General features: G+C 63.3%; 16 protein-coding genes. 11 read left to right on the top strand and 5 right to left on the bottom strand.

Features of this window, described 5'->3' with window-relative positions:
• Positions 1-22: 22 nt before the first annotated feature.
• Positions 23-673, bottom strand: coding sequence for a GNAT family N-acetyltransferase (locus tag ACZ9A3_RS06330; RefSeq protein WP_093384937.1), 651 nt, complete (start codon positions 671-673; stop codon positions 23-25).
• Between the two features lie 162 nt (positions 674-835).
• Here ACZ9A3_RS06330 and xthA point away from each other — a divergent pair, with 162 nt between their 5' ends.
• From xthA to ACZ9A3_RS06315, 3 genes are all read left to right on the top strand, one after another.
• Entirely contained in the window at positions 836-1,648 is an 813-nt protein-coding gene (xthA, locus tag ACZ9A3_RS06325) for an exodeoxyribonuclease III (RefSeq protein WP_476253316.1), read from the top strand.
• A gap of 165 nt (positions 1,649-1,813) precedes the next feature.
• Entirely contained in the window at positions 1,814-3,130 is a 1,317-nt protein-coding gene (locus tag ACZ9A3_RS06320) for a substrate-binding domain-containing protein (RefSeq protein ID WP_093384943.1), read from the top strand.
• Between the two features lie 165 nt (positions 3,131-3,295).
• Positions 3,296-4,318: a TerC family protein gene (locus ACZ9A3_RS06315; RefSeq protein WP_045201375.1), complete on the top strand. Its 1,023-nt coding sequence runs from the start codon at positions 3,296-3,298 to the stop codon at positions 4,316-4,318.
• Here the strand turns inward: ACZ9A3_RS06315 and ACZ9A3_RS06310 are convergent.
• Positions 4,312-5,541, bottom strand: a complete 1,230-nt coding sequence (locus ACZ9A3_RS06310) for an acyl-CoA dehydrogenase (protein WP_045201374.1) — start codon at positions 5,539-5,541, stop codon at positions 4,312-4,314. The two genes, ACZ9A3_RS06315 and ACZ9A3_RS06310, sit on opposite strands and share 7 nt — an antisense overlap.
• 138 nt (positions 5,542-5,679) lie before the next feature.
• Between ACZ9A3_RS06310 and ACZ9A3_RS06305 the strand changes: the two genes are divergently transcribed.
• From ACZ9A3_RS06305 to ACZ9A3_RS06295, 3 genes are all read left to right on the top strand, one after another.
• Entirely contained in the window at positions 5,680-6,609 is a 930-nt protein-coding gene (locus ACZ9A3_RS06305) for a LysR family transcriptional regulator (RefSeq protein ID WP_213601902.1), read from the top strand.
• A 94-nt stretch (positions 6,610-6,703) separates the two neighbouring features.
• Positions 6,704-7,105, top strand: a complete 402-nt coding sequence (locus ACZ9A3_RS06300; protein WP_010226535.1) for a MerR family transcriptional regulator — start codon at positions 6,704-6,706, stop codon at positions 7,103-7,105.
• 19 nt (positions 7,106-7,124) lie between these two features.
• A complete protein-coding gene (locus tag ACZ9A3_RS06295; protein WP_045201372.1) occupies positions 7,125-8,024 on the top strand; it encodes a hydroxymethylglutaryl-CoA lyase in 900 nt (299 codons plus the stop codon).
• 537 nt (positions 8,025-8,561) lie between these two features.
• On the opposite strand, the gene ACZ9A3_RS06290 is transcribed toward ACZ9A3_RS06295, so the two are convergent.
• Positions 8,562-9,086, bottom strand: coding sequence for an MgtC/SapB family protein (locus ACZ9A3_RS06290; protein WP_093384956.1), 525 nt, complete (start codon positions 9,084-9,086; stop codon positions 8,562-8,564).
• A gap of 142 nt (positions 9,087-9,228) precedes the next feature.
• Between ACZ9A3_RS06290 and ACZ9A3_RS06285 the strand changes: the two genes are divergently transcribed.
• The 5 genes from ACZ9A3_RS06285 to ACZ9A3_RS06265 all read left to right on the top strand — a co-directional run bounded on the left by ACZ9A3_RS06285 (position 9,229) and on the right by ACZ9A3_RS06265 (position 16,645).
• Complete coding sequence (locus tag ACZ9A3_RS06285) at positions 9,229-9,468, top strand: DUF3203 family protein (protein WP_045201370.1); 240 nt, start codon at positions 9,229-9,231, stop codon at positions 9,466-9,468.
• Positions 9,469-9,589: 121 nt separating this feature from the next.
• Positions 9,590-11,002: a cytochrome c oxidase accessory protein CcoG gene (gene ccoG / locus ACZ9A3_RS06280; RefSeq protein ID WP_045201369.1), complete on the top strand. Its 1,413-nt coding sequence runs from the start codon at positions 9,590-9,592 to the stop codon at positions 11,000-11,002.
• Positions 11,003-11,043: 41 nt separating this feature from the next.
• Positions 11,044-12,453 carry a GntR family transcriptional regulator MpaR gene (gene mapR, locus ACZ9A3_RS06275; RefSeq protein WP_045201498.1) on the top strand — a complete coding sequence of 470 codons (1,410 nt, stop codon included), beginning with the start codon at positions 11,044-11,046 and terminating at the stop codon, positions 12,451-12,453.
• A 66-nt stretch (positions 12,454-12,519) separates the two neighbouring features.
• Positions 12,520-14,469: a PoNe immunity protein domain-containing protein gene (locus ACZ9A3_RS06270; RefSeq protein ID WP_476252241.1), complete on the top strand. Its 1,950-nt coding sequence runs from the start codon at positions 12,520-12,522 to the stop codon at positions 14,467-14,469.
• Between the two features lie 82 nt (positions 14,470-14,551).
• Complete coding sequence (locus ACZ9A3_RS06265) at positions 14,552-16,645, top strand: ATP-binding protein (RefSeq protein ID WP_213601906.1); 2,094 nt, start codon at positions 14,552-14,554, stop codon at positions 16,643-16,645.
• On the opposite strand, the gene ACZ9A3_RS06260 is transcribed toward ACZ9A3_RS06265, so the two are convergent.
• Entirely contained in the window at positions 16,646-17,392 is a 747-nt protein-coding gene (locus tag ACZ9A3_RS06260; protein ID WP_045201367.1) for an SDR family oxidoreductase, read from the bottom strand.
• 71 nt (positions 17,393-17,463) lie between these two features.
• The gene (locus ACZ9A3_RS06255) at positions 17,464-18,639 is read right to left on the bottom strand and encodes a sterol desaturase family protein (RefSeq protein ID WP_256326750.1); all 1,176 of its coding nucleotides are present in this window, start codon (positions 18,637-18,639) and stop codon (positions 17,464-17,466) included.
• Between the last annotated feature and the right edge of the window lie 38 nt (positions 18,640-18,677).

Below are 18,677 nucleotides of genomic sequence, written 5' to 3'. Positions count from 1 at the left end.
GTTTTCCTCGCCGTTACGCAATTCAGGCCGAAGCCTGTTGCGACGACTGCGGATTGGGGTGAAAGAACACGTGTTCGTGGACCGGTCCTACAGCGATCTCGCCAATTTCCTGATAGCCCTGTCGATGATAGAACGCCAGGTAGTGCTCGTTGCCGGTGTCCAGCACCACCCCCTCGGAATGCTCATCCACGGCACACCAATCGTGCACAGCCTGTAACAATTGTTCGCCGTAGTGCTTGCCCTGAAACTGCGGATGGATCCCCAACAGTGGCAACACATGCACCGCATCACTGGGCAGACAGGCCATCAGTGCGGCCTGGTAGTCCAAATAGCGGCGGGTGCAGCGAAAGCCGGTGCTGAGCACCATGCGCATGCGCCAGGCCCAGCTTTCGGTGATGCCCAGGCGTCGCTGCGGCGGGGCGATCAGGGCGATGCCGACCAGCCGGTCTTCGACCAGCAGGCCGATGGCGGGCAGGTCCTGGAGAAAATGCTGGTTGACCAGCTCACGCACCGTGGCGCGAATGCGCTGGTCGAACCCCGGGCGCCGGGCCTCGAACAAAAAGGCAAAGGTCGGTTCGTGGCGATAGGCGTGGTACAGCAGGGAGCGCGCCTCGCGGCTGTAGCCGCCATCGAGCAGACGGACTTCAGCCGGTGCGGCAGTCGATTCGGGCATGCTGGCAAACCTCCGGAAATGGGCATTCATTGCCTTTGAGGTGTTCGCGGTGCCAACGTTCACCTCGTGGCACAGGTTAGCAACCTATCGAGTGGCTCGCCACGCTGGCCGGCGCCGCCGATGTCGGCTAGCATCCTGGGTTTTACCAGGATTGTGCTGCCCATGAAGATCGTCTCGTTCAACATCAATGGCCTGCGCGCCCGGCCCCACCAGTTGGCGGCGTTGATCGAAAAGCACCAGCCCGACGTCATCGGCCTGCAGGAAACCAAAGTCAGCGACGAGCAGTTCCCGCTCGCCGACGTCCAGGCCCTGGGTTATCACGTGCATTTTCATGGCCAGAAGGGCCACTACGGCGTCGCCCTGCTCTCGCGCAAGGCGCCACTGAGCCTGCACAAGGGCTTCAGCAGCGATGAAGAAGACGCCCAACGGCGCTTCATCTGGGGCACCTTCGCCGATACCGATGGCACGCCGATCACCATCATGAACGGCTACTTCCCCCAGGGCGAAAGCCGCGACCACCCGACCAAGTTCCCGGCCAAGCAGCGTTTCTACAGCGATCTGCAGGCACTGCTGGAAACCCAGTTCCAGAACGACCAGCCGTTGCTGGTAATGGGTGATGTAAACATTTCGCCAGAAGACTGCGACATCGGCATCGGCGCCGACAACGCCAAGCGCTGGCTGAAGACCGGCAAATGCAGCTTCCTGCCGGAAGAGCGCGAGTGGATGGCGCGCCTGAAAAACTGGGGCCTGGTCGACAGCTTCCGCCACCTGCACCCGGAAGTCGCCGACCGTTTCAGCTGGTTCGACTACCGCAGCCGCGGCTTTGAAGACGAGCCCAAACGCGGCCTGCGCATCGACCTGATCATGGCTTCCCAGGCGCTGCTGCCGCGGATCAAGGACGCCGGCGTCGACTATGACTTGCGCGGCATGGAAAAGCCTTCGGACCATGCGCCGATCTGGCTTGAATTGAACTGATAAACGCTCCCACAGGCTTTGTAGGAGCGGGCTTGCCCCGCGATGCGATCTGGCAGGCAGCATGCTATCGCGGGGCAAGCCCGCTCCTACCACAGCCTGTCATCCCCCGGTCACATGGCTGTCTTAATCTCCCGGCACACCCTTTGCCCATGAGTGCCAGACGGCATGTTGCGACACCTCTCCCTGCTTGTGCTTTGCCTGCTCCCGCTGATTGGCGCCGCTGACCCGCAGGCGCAATTGCGTATTCAGGGTTCCAACACCATCGGCGCCGCGCTGGCACCGGCGCTGGTCTCAGGTTTGCTCGCGCAGCAAGGCGCCAGCGCCATCAGCATCGTCAGCAGCGACGCCGCCAACGAGCTTCAGGTCCGTGCCCTGGACAGCAACGGCCAGGCCTTGCGCATCGACATCGCCGCCCACGGCTCCAGTACTGGCTTCACTGCACTCAAATCCGGCCAAGCGGAGCTGGCGGCTTCCTCACGTCCGATCAAGCCAGCCGAACTGAACGAGCTGCAAGCGCTGGGCGACCTTAATAGTGCCGCCGCCGAGCAGATCATTGCCCTGGACGGCGTCGCGGTGATCGTCCACCCCGACAACCCGCTGCCGCAATTGACCACCACCCAGCTGGCGCAGATCTTCTGCGGGCAGATCGACCGCTGGGAGCAACTGGGCATCGGCAGCGGCCCGATCAACCTGTACGCCCGCGATGACCGCTCCGGCACCTTCGAGACCTTCAAAGCGCTGGTCCTCGACCCGGCACGGCAAGCCCTGGCCGACCACACCAAACGTTTCGAATCGGCGGAGCAACTGGCCAGCCAGGTGCTCGGTGATCGCCAGGCCATCGGCTTCAGCAGCCTGGCCACGGTGCACGGCGCCAAGGTCGTGGCGATTGCCGACGGTGAGTCCCGGGCCATGTTGCCGACAGCGGCGCTGGTGGCCAGCGAAGACTATCCGCTGTCGCGCCGGTTGTTCTTTTACTTGCCCCCCGGCCAGGCCAACCCCCTGGCCCGCGCCTTGGTCGAGTTCGCCCAAAGCCCCCAGGGCCAGGCCATCGTCACCGGCAGCGGCTTCGTCGGCCAGCAGGTGCAGAGCATCAAGGTTCAGCCCCGTACCGACATGCCGCGCCGCTACCTGGGCCTTGCCAATGATGCCCGGCGCCTGTCGGTCAACTTCCGCTTCCAAGAGGGTAACGCCAGCCTCGACAACAAGGCCCTGCGCGATGTGCAGCGGGTAGTCCAGTACCTGCAGGCGCAGCACAAGCTGAGTAACAGGGTGGTGCTGGTGGGCTTTGGTGATGCCAAGGATGACCCGCAGCGCGCCGCCCTGCTCTCGCGGCTGCGGGCCATGGCAGTGCGCCGGGAACTGGCTCGTAGTGGTGTCGAGTTGCGCGAAATAATCGGCCTGGGTGACGAACTGCCAGTGGCGGCGAACACCGCAGAACAAGGGCGGATCCGCAATCGGCGGGTCGAGGTGTGGGTCTACTGAGCCACTGCCTGCCAGGCGGGGCAATCAATTGTTACAGCCTCGATTGGGCGCCCTGGTTCTCCGGGTCTAGGCTTGTCCCTAGTGACGCCGGGCCCCTCTGACGGCTGCCAAGCCGCCATGTCGGAGTCACTGTTGCTCAGCAACGTCGACATTAAGGAGGGGCTCATGGCAGCTCTACAGGTATTTCTCGACAACGACTTCCTTGGCACCAGCCTGTGGTTCTGGCTGGCCTTTCTCGGCATCGTCCTGACCCTGCTGGTACTGGACCTGGGCGTGCTGCACCGCAAGCTGCACGAAATCGAAATGCGCGAGAGCCTGCTGCTGTATGGCGGCTATTTCAGCGTCGGGGTGCTGTTCGGCGTGTGGGTGTGGTTCGAGCTGGGCGCGCAGAAGGCCCTGGAGTTCTACACCGGCTTTCTCATCGAGCAGTCGTTGTCGATGGACAACGTGTTCGTCATGGCGATGATCTTCAGCTTCTTCGCCATCCCTCGCCGCTATCAGCACCGGGTGCTGTTCTGGGGGATTCTCGGCGTGGTGGTGCTGCGGGCGATCATGATCGGCCTGGGCAGTGCGCTGGTGCAGGAGTTCGAGTGGATCCTCTACGTGTTCGGCGCCTTCCTGCTGTTCACCGGGGTAAAGATGCTGTTCTCCAGCGAAGATTCCCACCCGGACCTGGCCAACAACCCGGTGCTGAAGTTCGTCCGGCGTCATATGCGGGTAACCGACGAGATCCACGGCCCGCGCTTTTTCGTGCACATCACCCCGCCCGGGCAGAGCAAGGCACTGCGCTATGCCACGCCGTTGTTCCTGGCCCTGGTGCTGATCGAGCTGGCCGACCTGGTGTTCGCCGTCGACAGCGTGCCGGCGATCTTTGCCATCACCCAGGACCCGTTCATTGTCTACACCTCGAACATCTTCGCGATTCTCGGGTTAAGGGCGCTGTACTTTGCCCTGGCGGCGCTGATGCACCGCTTCATCTACCTCAAGTACGCGCTGGCGCTGGTGCTGGTGTTCATTGGCGGCAAGATCTTCTACCACGGCCTGATTGGCGCCGTGCCGCCGATGCTGTCACTGGCGGTGACCATTGCCCTGCTCAGCGGTGGCGTGCTGGTTTCGCTGTTCTCGACCCGTGCACAGGGCAAGCCCGCCGCCGACAAGGAGGCGGACTTGCACGGCAAGCATCAATGACTGCTACGGAGCATTTCCTTGGGCACGTACTTGCCGATCTCGTACTTGCCGATCGCCGCACGGTGCACTTCGTCCGGGCCGTCGGCCAGGCGCAGGGTGCGCTGCATGGCGTACATGTAGGCCAGCGGGAAGTCGCCCGAGACACCGGCGCCGCCGTGGATCTGGATCGCCCGGTCGATAACCTTCAGCGCCACGTTCGGCGCCACCACCTTGATCTGGGCGATTTCGCTGCGGGCGACCTTGTTACCGACGGTGTCCATCATGTAGGCAGCCTTGAGGGTCAGCAGCCGGGCCATGTCGATTTCCATCCGCGAATCGGCAATCTTGTCGACGTTGCCCCCCAGGCGCGCCAGAGGCCGGCCGAAGGCGGTACGTTCCACCGAGCGCTTGCACATCAGCTCAAGGGCCCGCTCGGCCATGCCGATCGAACGCATGCAGTGGTGGATGCGCCCCGGGCCCAGGCGCCCCTGGGCGATCTCGAAACCGCGGCCCTCGCCGAGCAGCACGTTCTCGTAAGGCACGCGCACGTTCTCGAACAGCACTTCGGCGTGGCCATGGGGCGCGTCGTCGTAGCCGAACACCGGCAGCGGCCGGACGATCTTTACCCCGGGGGTATCGGTAGGCACGAGGATCATCGAGTGCTGCTGGTGCCGCGGGCCTTGCGGGTTGCTCAGGCCCATGAAGATCATGATCTTGCAGCGCGGGTCGCAGGCGCCAGAGGTCCACCACTTGCGGCCGTTGATCACCCACTCGTCACCGTCACGCACGGCGCGGGCGGCCATGTTGGTGGCGTCGGACGAGGCCACGTCCGGCTCGGTCATGGCGAATGCCGAGCGGATGTCACCGCGCAGCAACGGTTCGAGCCACTGGCGCTTCTGCTCTTCGTTGGCATAACGCACCAGCACTTCCATGTTGCCGGTGTCCGGCGCCGAGCAGTTGAACGGCTCGGGGCCGAGCAACGAGCGGCCCATGATCTCGGCCAGGGGGGCATATTCGAGGTTGGTCAGGCCCGCGCCCAGCTCCGACTCCGGCAAAAACAGGTTCCACAAACCCTCGGCCTTGGCCTTGGCCTTGAGCTCTTCCATGATCGCGGTCGGCTGCCAGCGATCGCCTTCGGCAACCTGGCGCTCGAACACCGCTTCGGCGGGATAGACATAGGCATCCATGAACGCCGTGACACGTTCACGCAGCGCCTGGACCTTGGGTGAGTAGGCGAAATCCATGGGCAGTACCTTCAGTGGAAAAGGGATCTGTTATCGATCCTAGATCAGCCGGTAAAATCCACCTAGTCTATTCTCGGCGTGTATAAACATTCATAACCGATATATGATCCACGGATAACACCAACAAGAGCAGCGCCCATGAACCTGAGCAAGGTCGACCTGAATCTGTTCATCGTCTTCGATGCCATCTACACCGAAGCCAACCTGACCCGGGCCGGGCAGATCGTCGGCATTACCCAGCCGGCAGTGTCCAACGCCCTGGCGCGCCTGCGCGAAACCTTCAACGACCCGCTGTTCGTGCGCACCGCCCAGGGCATGGTGCCCACGCCTATGGCGCAGAACATCATCGGCCCGGTGCGCAATGCCCTGTCGCTGCTGCGCGTGTCGGTGCAAGAGAGCCGCATCTTCAACCCGCTGCAGGCCAGCAAGACCTTTCGTATCAGCATGACCGACCTCACCGAGGCGGTGATCCTGCCGCTGCTGTTCCAGCGCCTGCGACGCCTGGCGCCGGCGGTGGTGATCGAAAGCTTCTTGTGCAAGCGCCGGGAAACCACCAAGGAACTGGCCGCCGGGCGCCTGGACTTTGCCGTCGATGCGCCGCTCAACACCGACCCGCAAGTGCGCCACGTCAAGCTGATGCAAGACCGCTATGTGTGCGCCATGCGCCAGGGCCACCCGCTGTTCAAGGACAAGCTCAGCCTCGACGACTACCTGGGCATGACCCACATCCATATCTCCAGCCGCCGCAACGGCCTGGGCTATGTCGACCTGGCCCTGGGCAAGATGGGCGTGCAGCGCAAGATCGCCCTGCGCTCCCAGCATTACCTGATGGCCTCGCAAGTACTGCAGCAGACCGACATGGTCATGACCGTGCCGGAGCGCTTCGCCCGCCGCCACCAGCTCAACCATGTCAGCCTGCCGGTGGACGTGCCGCCGCTGGAAACCCACCTGTACTGGCACGAAAGCACCGACCAGGACCCGGCCAACCGCTGGATGCGCGAACAGATCATCGAGCTGTGTCAGGGTGTGGTGGCGCAGGATGAGCGGGCGGCCATGGCTGAGGTGTAGGGAGCTATCGCGGGGCAGGCCCCACCAATCCTTGCTTGACGTATACGTCAACCTGCAATTAGCTTAGCTCCATGCCCTTTTCCCGAGCCAAGCAATGAGCAGCCAGACCTACAGCATCTCCGACCTGTCCCGCGAGCTGGACATCACCACCCGGGCCATTCGCTTCTATGAAGAACAGGGCCTGCTCAGCCCGGAGCGTCGCGGCCTGGAGCGGGTCTATTCGGCTCGCGACAAGGTCAGCCTGAAGCTGATCCTGCGCGGCAAGCGCATTGGTTTTTCCCTGGCCGAGTGCCGTGAACTGATCGAGCTGTATGACCCGTCCAGCGGCAACCTCAAGCAATTGCACAGCATGCTGGCGAAGATCGCCGAACGCCGCGCCCAGCTTGAACAGCAACTGCTCGACATCCAGCAGATGCAACTGGAGCTGGACACTGCCGAAGAGCGCTGCGAGCAAGCCCTGGCCGCGACCTTGAACAACCAGAAAAACAGCCATTGAGCCCTGAGGAATCCTGCCCATGTCATTGCCTGAAAAAGTCCGCCTGGTCGAAGTCGGCCCGCGCGACGGCCTGCAAAACGAAGCCCAGCCCATCAGCGTGGCCGACAAGGTTCGCCTGGTCGATGACCTGAGTGCGGCAGGCCTTTCTTATATAGAAGTGGGCAGCTTCGTTTCCCCCAAGTGGGTACCACAGATGGCCGGCTCCGCCGAGGTGTTTGCCAATATCCAGCAGCGCAACGGGGTGACCTACGCCGCGCTGGCGCCGAACCTGCGCGGTTTCGAAGATGCCCTGGCGGCCGGGGTCAAGGAAGTGGCCGTCTTTGCCGCCGCCTCCGAGGCGTTCTCCCAGCGCAACATCAACTGCTCGATCAGCGACAGCCTGCAGCGCTTCGTGCCGATCATCGAAGCGGCGCGTCAGCACGGGGTGCGGGTGCGCGGTTATGTCTCGTGCGTGCTGGGTTGCCCCTATGAAGGCAAGGTCAGCGCCGAGCAGGTGGCCCCGGTGGCCCGCGAGCTGTTCGACATGGGCTGCTATGAAGTGTCGCTGGGCGACACCATCGGCACCGGCACCCCCGGGGCAACCCGGCGCCTGTTCGAAGTGGTCGGCGCCCAGGTGCCACGCGCCCAGCTGGCCGGACACTTTCATGACACCTACGGCCAGGCCCTGGCCAACGTCTATGCCAGCCTGCTTGAAGGCATCAGTGTGTTCGACAGCTCTGTTGCGGGCCTCGGCGGCTGTCCCTATGCCAAGGGCGCCAGCGGTAACGTTGCCAGCGAAGACGTGCTGTACATGCTCCAGGGCCTCGGTATCGACACCGGTATCGACCTGCAGCGCTTGATTGCCGCGGGCTTGCGTATCAGTGAAGTGCTGGGCCGCGCCAGCGGCTCGCGGGTGGCTCGCGCCCGTCAGGCACAGTAATCACAAGCGGTAACAGGCTGATCTGCGTGCGGGTGTTACCGCCCCCGCACTTTTCAGGGAAATTCCGGGTAACACGGAAACAAATCGACAGAATTTCCCGAGGAGATTTTTCCGCAAAATCTTCAAGCCATTGATTTTATTGGGTTTTAAAAAGTTGGCACGGCACCTGCTATATCTCAGGTACAAGAACAATAAAAAGTGCGACACACCCAATAAAAATAAGACGAAACGACTCTGACATAACAAGAACAACACGACAGAGGCGCAGCTAACAGATTTTTTTGGAGAGGATGTGCTTTCCAGGGGCTTGCCCCGCAACCGGACACAGAACAATAAAACTACCCCAAGGTAGCGCAGGTCACGGTTGGATCAGCAATGATGAAGGTAGATCAGCGCTCAAAAAAATACGTTTGCTCTTGATCCCGGATGGGGATCGCCAAAGATACAGAGGCAACGGTCGCCAAAAACAACAACAGGCCGCCCTCCAATAACAAAAAAAGAGCACGCAACAATCTTTGAGGGGAGCCTAGGCTCCCCTCAGTGCTTCCTGCCCTCCTCGGCTTCGTCCTCGTCGTCCTTCTCGAAGCGATTGACCACCAGCGGCATCACCCCCAATACCAGCAACGCCAGCACCGTGCTGACCACCGCCGTGGCCTCCCGGCCCATGCCCGCCGCCACACCGATCGCCGCGGTCATCCACAAGCCCGCAGCCGTGGTCAGGCCCTTGACGTGCCCGGCATCCTGGTCGTGGCCCTTGAGAATGGTGCCAGCACCCAAAAAGCCGATACCGGCGACGATGCCCTGCACCACCCGGCTCAGCGCTGCATCGTCGGCCCCGGCCATGCGCGGCACCAGCACGAACAGCGCCGCGCCGAGGGCCACCAGCATATGGGTGCGCACCCCGGCGGCCTTGCCCTTGAGTTCGCGCTCAAAACCGAGAATGGCGCCCAGCAGCGCCGCCATGACCAAGCGCACGGTCACCTGGGTAAGCTGCTTGGCATCGGTGATGTCGGCAAATTCCGCCACCAGGGTGATCCAGACTTGATGCCACCAGGCGTCCATGGGCTGTGTCCATGCAGTAGGGATTAATCGATGGACAACGCCACTGGCGGCAAGTGCGCCGCCGACCGCTGATCGGTTGCTGCCAGCATCCCCTGCCCCCGTGCGGTCCCAAATATAGGACCCGAGTAAAGAGGACAAAGCCATGCCTATTGAAATCGACACCACTAACCAGCGCTGCACCCTGATCAGCGATGACATGCACATCCAGGGCGAGGCCACGCAGGTGCGAATCGTCACCGACGAGGCCTTGCGCATGTCGGTTGCCGAGCTCGAAGGCAAGCGCGTGCCAATCACCGAACAGGAAGCCGATGCCCTCACTGTAGCGGGTGCGGTGGATGGTCGCAGGCACCTCAAGGAGACCGAGCAAGGCTCGATAATCTGAGGCCTGCGGAGTTTCCAAGGGAAATCTGATACGGTTTTTATCCAGATACCTGAGACTGTTATGCAAACAGATGGGGCGCCATAGTGCTCTGGCCTGATCGAGGCCTGATGAGCGACGAACCATGAGCGATAGAATCCCCGTCCAGATCGTTGAAATTGCTGAGCCTTCCACCTTCAAGAAGAAGCCTGCCAGCAGTGACCGACAGATCCACACCCGTAGTTTCACCGGCTTGTTTCGTAACCTGCGCCTGGCTGGCGCGGGTTTTCTGTTTTTGCTGTTCTTTGGCACCGTCTGGCTGAACTGGGGCGGTCGCCAGGCCGTGCTTTGGGACCTGGCCGACAGCAAGTTCCATATCTTCGGCGCCACCTTCTGGCCGCAGGACTTCATCCTGCTCTCGGCGTTGTTGATCATCTGCGCCTTCGGCCTGTTTGCCATCACCGTGCTCGCCGGCCGGGTCTGGTGCGGTTACACCTGCCCGCAAAGTTCCTGGACCTGGATCTTCATGTGGTGCGAAAAGGTCACCGAAGGTGAGCGCAACCAGCGCATCAAGCTCGATGCCGCGCCCTGGAGCCTGAACAAACTGGCCCGGCGTTCGGCCAAGCACACCCTGTGGCTGGCCATCAGCCTGCTGACCGGGCTGACCTTCGTCGGCTACTTCACGCCGATCCGGCCGCTGGCCGAAGAACTGTTCACCCTGCAACTGGGCGGTGTCAGTCTGTTCTGGATTCTGTTCTTCACCGGCGCCACCTACATCAACGCCGGCTGGCTGCGTGAAGCGGTGTGCATGCACATGTGCCCGTACGCCCGGTTCCAGAGCGTGATGTTCGACAAGGACACCCTGACCGTCGCCTACGACCCGGCCCGTGGTGAATCCCGCGGCCCGCGCAAGAAGGAAGTCGACCACAAGGCCAAGGGCCTGGGCGACTGCATCGACTGCCATATGTGCGTGCAGGTGTGCCCGACCGGCATCGACATCCGCGACGGCCTGCAGATGGAGTGCATCGGCTGCGCCGCCTGTATCGACGCCTGTGACTCGATCATGGACAAAATGGGCTACGCCCGCGGCCTGGTCGGCTACAAGTCCGAACACACCCTGCAAGGCGGCACTACCAACTGGCTGCGTCCGCGCCTGCTCGGCTACGTCACCGCCCTGGTGGTGATGATCGGCGCCCTGGTGATCGCCCTGCAGCAGCGGCCGATGGTGTCGATGGACGTGATCAAGGACCGTGGCCTGTTCCGTGAGAACAACGCCGGGCAGATCGAGAACATCTACACCCTCAAGGTCATCAACAAGACCCAGCAATCCCAGCACTACCGCCTGCGCCTGCTCGATGCCGAAGGCTTCGAACTGCACGGCAGGACCGAATTCAGCCTGGCGGCCGGGGAAATGAGCGACTTGCCGGTGTCGGTGGCGATGTTGGCCGATCGCCCGCAAAGCAGCTCCCAGGACATCAGCTTCGAACTGATCGATACGGACGAACCCGGTGTGCGCAGCGTCGCCCACAGCCGTTTTGTTGCGCCTTTGAACCGCTGATCCCATACACTGCCCGAGCATCCGAAACCTTTCGAGCCATGATGAAACGCTACGAGAAATTCGCCGACGACATTGCCGAACTGATCCGCTCCGGGGTCCTCGGCCCCGGCCAGCGCGTGCCGTCGGTGCGTTATGCCAGCCAGACCCACGGCGTCAGCCCGTCCACGGTATTCCAGGCCTACTACCTGCTGGAGCGCCGCGGGCTGATCCGCGCCCGGCCGCGCTCGGGGTACTTCGTCAACGCCCACGCGCCGCGCCAGTTCAGCGAGCCGCAGATCATCGAGCAAGCCAGCGAGTCCACCGAGGTGGATGTCAGCGAGCTGGTGTTCTCGATCCTCGACTCGATCAAGGACCCGCAAACCGTGGCCTTCGGCTCGGCTTTTCCCAGCCCTCATCTGTTCCCGCTGCCGCGCCTGGCCCGCTCCATGGCCAGCGCCAGCCGCGAGATGGACCCGCGCATGGTGGTCACCGACCTGTCGCCGGGCAACCCGCAGCTACGCCGGCAAATTGCCCTGCGCTACATGGTCGGCGGCCTGATGCTGCCCATGGAGGAGCTGCTGATCACCAACGGCGCGCTGGAGGCCCTGAACCTGTGCCTGCAGGCGGTGACCGAGCCCGGCGACCTGGTGGCCATCGAGGCGCCGGCGTTCTATGCCTGCCTGCAGATCCTCGAGCGGCTCAAGCTCAAGGCGGTGGAAATCCCCGTGCACCCGCGCGAAGGCATCGACCTCGGGGTGCTGGCGCAAACCCTGGCCAAGCACCCGGTCAAGGCCGTGTGGTGCATGACCAACTTCCAGAACCCGGTGGGCGCGAGCATGCCGGAAGAGAAGAAGCAGCAGCTTGTGGAGCTCTTGCGCGAACATCAAGTGCCGCTGATCGAGGACGACGTCTATGCCGAGCTGTATTACGCCCAGCAAGCGCCGAAACCGGCCAAGGCCTTCGACACCGACGGCCTGGTGATGCACTGCGGCTCGTTCGCCAAGAGCCTGGCCCCCGGCTACCGCATCGGCTGGGTGGCGGCCGGGCGTTACGCGCAGAAGATCGAACGGCTGAAACTGATGACCTCGCTGTGCGCCTCGATGCCGGCCCAGGCGGCGATTGCCGACTACCTGCAGCACGGCGGCTACGACCGGCACCTGCGCAGGCTGCGCTATGCCCTGGAAGAGCAACAGGCGGCGATGCTCGCGGCCATTGCCCGGTATTTTCCGGCGCAAACCCGGGTCAGCCATCCGGCCGGTGGCTACTTCCTGTGGCTGGAGCTGCCTGAACAGATGGACTCGCTCAAGCTGTTCCAGATGGCGTTGGCGCAAGGCATCAGCATCGCCCCCGGGCCGATCTTTTCGCCGACCCGGCGCTTTCGCAACTGCATCCGCCTCAACTACGGCAGCCCCTGGACCGAGCAGTCGGAAAAGGCCATGGAAACCCTGGGCAAGATCGTCCGCTCGTTCTGATCGGCGGTTGTACTTCGAGCGCGCTTGCGGCACCCTGCGCGCTCGAATTTCCCAGGGATGGATGGCATGCACAAGCGACAGCACTTTCTTACGCCGCAGCGTTACGAGCGCTTCCTCGAACACGACGAAGAGAGCCGTGCATTCCTGCGCGACAATCGCCTGCAAGCCGACTCCGACGAGCAAGAGGCAGTGTTCAGCGGCAAGAGCCTCAAGGGCCTGGCGCTGGACAAACTGCTGATCAGCTATACCGCCGGCGTTGACATCGACGCCCTGCCCGCCTTGCTCGAAGCGCTGGTCGCCGAGTACGAGCAACTGCAACGCAAGATGGCCGTGTACACCGAGCAAGCCAACGTCGCTCCGCTGAATCTGGGCGATAGTGAAGAACACCACGAATGCATGCAGGTCATCAGCCTGTGCATTCTGCTCGGTCGCCAGGACCTGCTCGAACGCTTCGTCACGCTGATGGACAACGGCGGCTATGCCGAAGAAGACACCCTCTATGAAGACCTGCTGAGCCGGGTCCTGCCCGACCGCTACGACGTCGATGCGTGGTACCAGGACTACGCCACGCCGTTGGTGCAAACCATCTATGCCACCAGCCCCGAGCAAGCGGCCAGCCGCCTGCAGGGCTACTGCGAGCAGTGGTACGAGCACTTTGAGCACGCCAGCTGGTACGACACCCATGGCGACGATATCAGCGGTTACGTCGGCTACTGGTCATTCGAGGCCGCGGCAGTGGCCCTGCTCTACGGCATCGATACCCGCGAACTGCTTCACGTGATCTTCCCCCATGAGCTGCTCGCGCACGCGCGCAGCCTGCCCGCCTACCAGGGCATCCGCTGGGAGTGCCTGGGCGACGCTGAAGACGAACAGGAGGAGGACGAAGAAGAGCTGATCGACGAAGACGACGAAGACGACGAAGACGACAGCGACGAAGACTTCGCCTACGACATCAAGGCCGCCGGCGTCACCTTGTCCGACGCCATCGATGCCGACAGCATCCCGCACCTGGCCCAGGCCCTGAGTGCCTACGACACCGTCGAAGCGATCCTGGCCCTGAACCTGGCGGCCGACCAGCAGGAGGAAGACGAGGCCTTCTTCGACCTCGCCCTGGCCCTGCTCGGCTGGGTCCCAGGCCCTGGCCACGGGCTCAAACGGGTATTGCGCCTGGTCAATCGCGACCCGCAAAAGCATGCCGAGCAGCTTTATGACCTGCTGCGCCACGTACTGCTCAACTGCAAACTGAAGACCAGCCCGGATGCCCTGCTCGAAGAAAGCCTGGACGCCGAGCTGCTTCGCAGCGAGCTTGCGCAAATCATCGCTGCAGTCAGCGCCAGTGCGACCTTCCTGGCCCTCGACGCGCAGCGCCAGGCCCTGGTGCTGAGCGACCTGGAACAGGCTGGTGAACACCTTGACGACCTGATCGAACGCATCGACGAGCGCCTGATGCCCTGGCTTGCCGTGCAGCGCAACAGCTCGGCGCAAGCCTCGGGCAGCAGTGCTCGCGTGCCGGCACAAACCAGTAAACCGCAGTCGCGGCGTGTCGATAACCTGCGCGAGCACGGAACGTTCAGTACCCATCCAGCGGCCAGTGATGGCGGCAAACTCAGCCGCGAGCAAATCAACCCGGCAGCCACCAGCAACTGGCTGGAGCTGAGCCTGGACGACGGCAAGCTCGGCGGTGTACCCGGCGCGGCCTACAAGGTGATCTTCGCCGACGGCAGCATTGCCGAAGGCTTTTTGAACAACCTCGGCCATACTCGCCTGGAGGGCGTACCTTTCGGCCCGGCCAAGGTGTATTACGGTGAAGACCCGCGCCCCTACCCGCGCCAGCCGATCAAGGCCCTGGCCAGCAGCGCGGCGCTGATCGACCGCGACCTGCGCAGCCTGGGCTTCATCCCGGCGAAACTCGACCGCGACGACCTGTACGCCGAAACCACCGGGCGCATTGCCCCCTACTGCGAACTCAACGCCCTCTGGTGGGAATGGGCCAGCGCGCGCTATCACGGCCACTGAAGCGCTTGACCTGGGGCCGCGCAGTTGTTGAGTGCTGCGCGGGACGCTACATTTGCCACTATCCCCAGGCCGGAACACGCGCATGCCGTCGAGCGAACTGCAGTCCCTGCGCCAGCAACTTGAGCAGTTGCAGCAGCAGAACAATCTGCTCACAGCCCAGCTCGCCGAGCGCAGCCGCGCCCGGCCTGCACCTGACCAGCAGGCCCTGGCCGATACCCAGCAGCGTTATCGCTTTCTGTTCGAGGCCATGGACGAAGGCTTTTGCATCATCGAATTCTTCGACGGCCCCCACGGCCCGCTCAGCGACTACGTTCATGTCGAAGCCAACGCTGCCTACGCCAAGCATGCCGGTATCGACAATGTGGTCGGGCAGAAGCTGCGAGAGATGGTGCCCGATGAGGCCGATGGATGGATTGCCCGCTATGGACCGGTGCTGCACAGCGGCAATCCGATCCGCTTCGAGCAGGAGCTGGTGGCCACCGGCCGCCACCTGGACATCTGCGCCTTTCGCCTGGAGCCGGCCAGCCGCAAGCAGGTCGCCGTACTGTTCCAGGATGTCACCGCGCGCAAACGTGCCGAATCCGGGCTCAAGCGCCTCAACCAGGAGCTTGAACAGCGGGTGGCCCAGGCGCTGGCAGAGCGCAAGATTCTCACCGATGTGGTCGAGGCGACCCTGGCGCAAATCCAGGTGGTCGATCTGGACATGCGCTGGCTGGCTATCAACCGCGCCGCGCGTGACGAATTCCAGCGAATTTTCGAGCAAGTACCCAGCGTCGGCGACAGCCTGCCGACGCTCATGGCCAGCCGTGCCGAAGACTGCGCCCAGGGCCTGCAACTATGGAATCGGGCACTCAAGGGTGAGGCATTCGTCGAGGTTGCCGAGTTTGGCGAGGGCGAGCAGCATCGCCACTACGAACTGCGGTTCAGCCCGCTGCATGACAGCAACGGGCAACTGATCGGCGCTTACCTGTTCGCCTACGACATCAGCGAGCGGATCGGCGAGCAAAAACGCCTGCGCAAGACTGAAGAAGCCCTGCGCCAGGCGCAGAAAATGGAAGCGGTCGGCCAGCTCACCGGCGGCATCGCCCATGACTTCAACAACCTGCTGACCGGCATCAGCGGCTCGCTCGAACTGTCGCGCAACCTGCTCGGGCGCGGGCGCCATGAACAGATCGCCCCCTACCTGCGCACCGCTCAGGATGTGTGCAACCGCGCCGCATCCCTGGTTCACCGGCTGCTGGCCTTTTCCCGGCGCCAGACCCTGGAACCGCGCACCATCGACGTCAATCGCCTGGTCGGCGGCATGCTTGAGCTGATCCGCCGCAGCGTCGGCCCGCACATCGACATCGAGGTGTTTACCAGCAGCGCATCCTGCCGAGCCAACATCGACGCCTCGCAACTGGAAAACGCCCTGCTCAACCTGTGCATCAACGCCCGCGACGCCATGCCGGGCGGGGGCAGGATCAGCATCGAAACCCGTCATCTGCCAGCCGATGAGCAAGTCGCCGCGCACCTGGACCTCAAGCCCGGTGACTACCTGGCCTTAAGCGTCAGCGATAACGGCAGCGGCATGCCGCCCCAGGTACTGGCGCGCGCCTTCGACCCGTTCTTCACCACCAAGCCGGTGGGTCACGGCACGGGTCTGGGGCTGTCGATGGTTTATGGTTTCGTCCGTCAGTCCGGTGGCCAAGTGCGGGTGTATTCGGAACCTGGCCAGGGCACCAGCGTGCACCTGTACCTGCCGCGCCTGGACAGCGCCAGCCTGCCGCTTAGCGAAGTGAAACCAACGGCCCGCCCTCAACGTGAACTGCGCGACATGACGGTGATGCTGGTCGATGACGAAGCAACCATTCGCATGCTGGTCGGCGAAGTGCTCGAGGAACTGGGTTGCGCCAGGATAGAATTCGCCGACGGCCACAGCGCCCTGGCGGCATTGCAAAATGGCGCCGGCGTCGACTTGTTGATCAGCGATGTCGGCATGCCCGGCGGCATGAACGGCCAGCAACTGGTGGCCGCCGCCCGCCAATTGCGGCCCGGATTAAAAGTGTTGTTCATCACCGGCTACGCCGAGCAGGCGGTGCTCGGCAGCGGCGTGTTCGAGCCCACTACCCGGGTGCTGACCAAGCCGTTCAGCCTCGACACCCTGGCCCAGCGTATCGAGGAAATGATCGGCTGATCAGCGCCCGCCGCCCAGGTCCAGAAAGCTGCCGGTGGAATACGAGGCCTGGTCTGACAGCAGCCAGAGGATCGCCTCGGCGACTTCCTCGGCCTGCCCGCCGCGGCCCATGGGGATGCCCGGCGCAAGCTTGCTGACCCGCTGCGGGTCGCCGCTGAGGGCGTGGAAGTCGGTAAAGATGTAACCCGGGCGCACGGCATTGACCCGTACCCCTTCGCCGGCCACTTCCTTGGCCAGGCCGACGGTGAAGGTATCCAGCGCGCCCTTGGAGGCGGCATAGTCGACGTATTCGTTAGGCGAGCCCAGGCGCGCGGCCACCGACGAGACGTTGACGATGCTGCCGCCCTGCCCGCCATGGCGGGTCGACATACGCTGCAGCGCGTGCTTGGCGCACAGCATCGGCCCGACCACGTTGGTCTTCATCAGCTTGAGCAGGCGAAACTCCGACACTTCTTCGACCCGGCTCTGATGGCCGATGGTGCCAGCGTTGTTGACCAATGCAGTGACCGGGCCCAGCTCGGCATCGACGCGCTGGAACAGCTGGACGATCTCGTCCTCGACACTGACGTCGGCCTTCACCGCAATGGCCTCGGCACCCAGTTCACGCACCTCGGCCAGCACCCGCTGGGCGGCTTCGTCGTCACGCAGGTAATTGATGCAGATACGGTAACCGGCGCGCGCGGCCAGGCGTGCGGTGGCAGCGCCAATGCCGCGGCTGGCGCCGGTGATCACGATAACCTTGTCCATGGATACTCCTTGCCCCCAATGGCGTTGACCCCTCAAGGCTAACGCAGTCAGGGGCCGGGCACAAAGCCGCTTCAGGCAGCCGGTGGCGGTACCGGTGCCTTGGGTTCGGCCTTGCGCAGCGGGTACAGGTGCTGGCGCACGATACCTTCAGGCAGGTCCTTGCCGAACACGCCGTATCGCGCCGGCCATTCCTTGGGCGGCAGCTTGAAGGTGCCGAACAGCATGTCCACCAGCGGCGTATGGATCGCGTAGTTCTTGTAGATGTAATCCTTGTGCCGGGCGTGGTGCCAGTGGTGATAGCGCGGCAGCACCAGCAGGTAGTTGAGCCAGCCGCCGTCGATACGCACGTTGGCATGGGCCAGCACCGCCTGCACACCGACCAGGATCACGTAAGCGTTCATCGCCTGGGGCGAAAAGCCCAGCAGGATCAGCGGCGCCAACACCCCGGTGCGGGTCAGAAGGATCTCGCAGAAATGAATGCGCGAACCGGCCAGCCAGTCCATGTGCGTGCTCGAATGATGCACGGCATGAAAGCGCCACATCCACGGCACCACGTGATACAAGCGGTGCAGCCAGTACTGGCCGAGGTCGGCGACGAACACCGCGAGCAAGAACTGCACCACGATCGGCAGGCTTTGCACCTTGGCCTGCAAGGTATCGGACAGCACCCAGCCGGCCAGCCAGCTGGACGAGGCGGTGACAAAGATGAGGATGAACTGCACCAGCATATGGCTGACGAAGAAGTAGCTGAGGTCGGTGCGCCAGTGCGGGCGCAGGATGTTTTGCTGCGGGTCCTTGGCGTAGAGTTTTTCCAGCGGGATGAAGATCACCGCCGATACCAGCAGAGCGAGCACAAACCAGTCCAGGCCCAGCGAGTATGGGGTCTGGCCGATGGTTTCGGTCTGGATGTTGGTGCCGCCGAGAAACATCGCCAGGCCTGCCGCACTGATGCCGGTAAAGCCCAGGCGCTTGCGCTTGTTGAGGAGAATGTTCAGGGTGCCCAGGGCGAAGGCCAGGATCAATCCGATCAGCAGCGCGGTACGGGCAAAGTGCACGCTGTAGACCTTGCGAAACTCGGCAAAGGTCAGCCACTGCGGAAACAGGAAGCACAACACCGCCAGCAGGCTGAGCAGCCCCAGGGCGGCCGAGAGGTAGCCGCTGATACGCCCCTGGCCGAGCTTGAACGGGTCGTGGCCGTGGCGTTTGAAATAGGCCTTGATTGCCTGCATGAATCGCTGATCCTTCATAGTGGTGGGCTCCGTGCGGCGCGGAGTATACCGACCTG

This window comes from Pseudomonas sp. TE4620 (assembly GCF_056279045.1).
The sequence above is the reverse complement of the archived record's forward strand: the minus strand, read 5'-3'. Positions and strand labels throughout refer to the sequence as shown.

Bases quoted from the DNA above. Each gene is read 5' to 3' on its own strand.
- ACZ9A3_RS06285 (WP_045201370.1), top strand. From the start codon at position 9,229: ATGCCTATTGAAATCGACACCACTAACCAGCGCTGCACCCTGATCAGC.
- ACZ9A3_RS06265 (WP_213601906.1), top strand. From the start codon at position 14,552: ATGCCGTCGAGCGAACTGCAGTCCCTGCGCCAGCAACTTGAGCAGTTG.
- ccoG (WP_045201369.1), top strand. From the start codon at position 9,590: ATGAGCGATAGAATCCCCGTCCAGATCGTTGAAATTGCTGAGCCTTCC.
- ACZ9A3_RS06295 (WP_045201372.1), top strand. From the start codon at position 7,125: ATGTCATTGCCTGAAAAAGTCCGCCTGGTCGAAGTCGGCCCGCGCGAC.
- mapR (WP_045201498.1), top strand. From the start codon at position 11,044: ATGAAACGCTACGAGAAATTCGCCGACGACATTGCCGAACTGATCCGC.
- ACZ9A3_RS06290 (WP_093384956.1), bottom strand. From the start codon at position 9,086: ATGGACGCCTGGTGGCATCAAGTCTGGATCACCCTGGTGGCGGAATTT.
- ACZ9A3_RS06305 (WP_213601902.1), top strand. From the start codon at position 5,680: ATGAACCTGAGCAAGGTCGACCTGAATCTGTTCATCGTCTTCGATGCC.
- ACZ9A3_RS06330 (WP_093384937.1), bottom strand. From the start codon at position 673: ATGCCCGAATCGACTGCCGCACCGGCTGAAGTCCGTCTGCTCGATGGC.
- ACZ9A3_RS06255 (WP_256326750.1), bottom strand. From the start codon at position 18,639: ATGAAGGATCAGCGATTCATGCAGGCAATCAAGGCCTATTTCAAACGC.
- ACZ9A3_RS06300 (WP_010226535.1), top strand. From the start codon at position 6,704: ATGAGCAGCCAGACCTACAGCATCTCCGACCTGTCCCGCGAGCTGGAC.
- ACZ9A3_RS06315 (WP_045201375.1), top strand. From the start codon at position 3,296: ATGGCAGCTCTACAGGTATTTCTCGACAACGACTTCCTTGGCACCAGC.
- ACZ9A3_RS06320 (WP_093384943.1), top strand. From the start codon at position 1,814: ATGTTGCGACACCTCTCCCTGCTTGTGCTTTGCCTGCTCCCGCTGATT.
- xthA (WP_476253316.1), top strand. From the start codon at position 836: ATGAAGATCGTCTCGTTCAACATCAATGGCCTGCGCGCCCGGCCCCAC.
- ACZ9A3_RS06310 (WP_045201374.1), bottom strand. From the start codon at position 5,541: ATGGATTTCGCCTACTCACCCAAGGTCCAGGCGCTGCGTGAACGTGTC.
- ACZ9A3_RS06270 (WP_476252241.1), top strand. From the start codon at position 12,520: ATGCACAAGCGACAGCACTTTCTTACGCCGCAGCGTTACGAGCGCTTC.
- ACZ9A3_RS06260 (WP_045201367.1), bottom strand. From the start codon at position 17,392: ATGGACAAGGTTATCGTGATCACCGGCGCCAGCCGCGGCATTGGCGCT.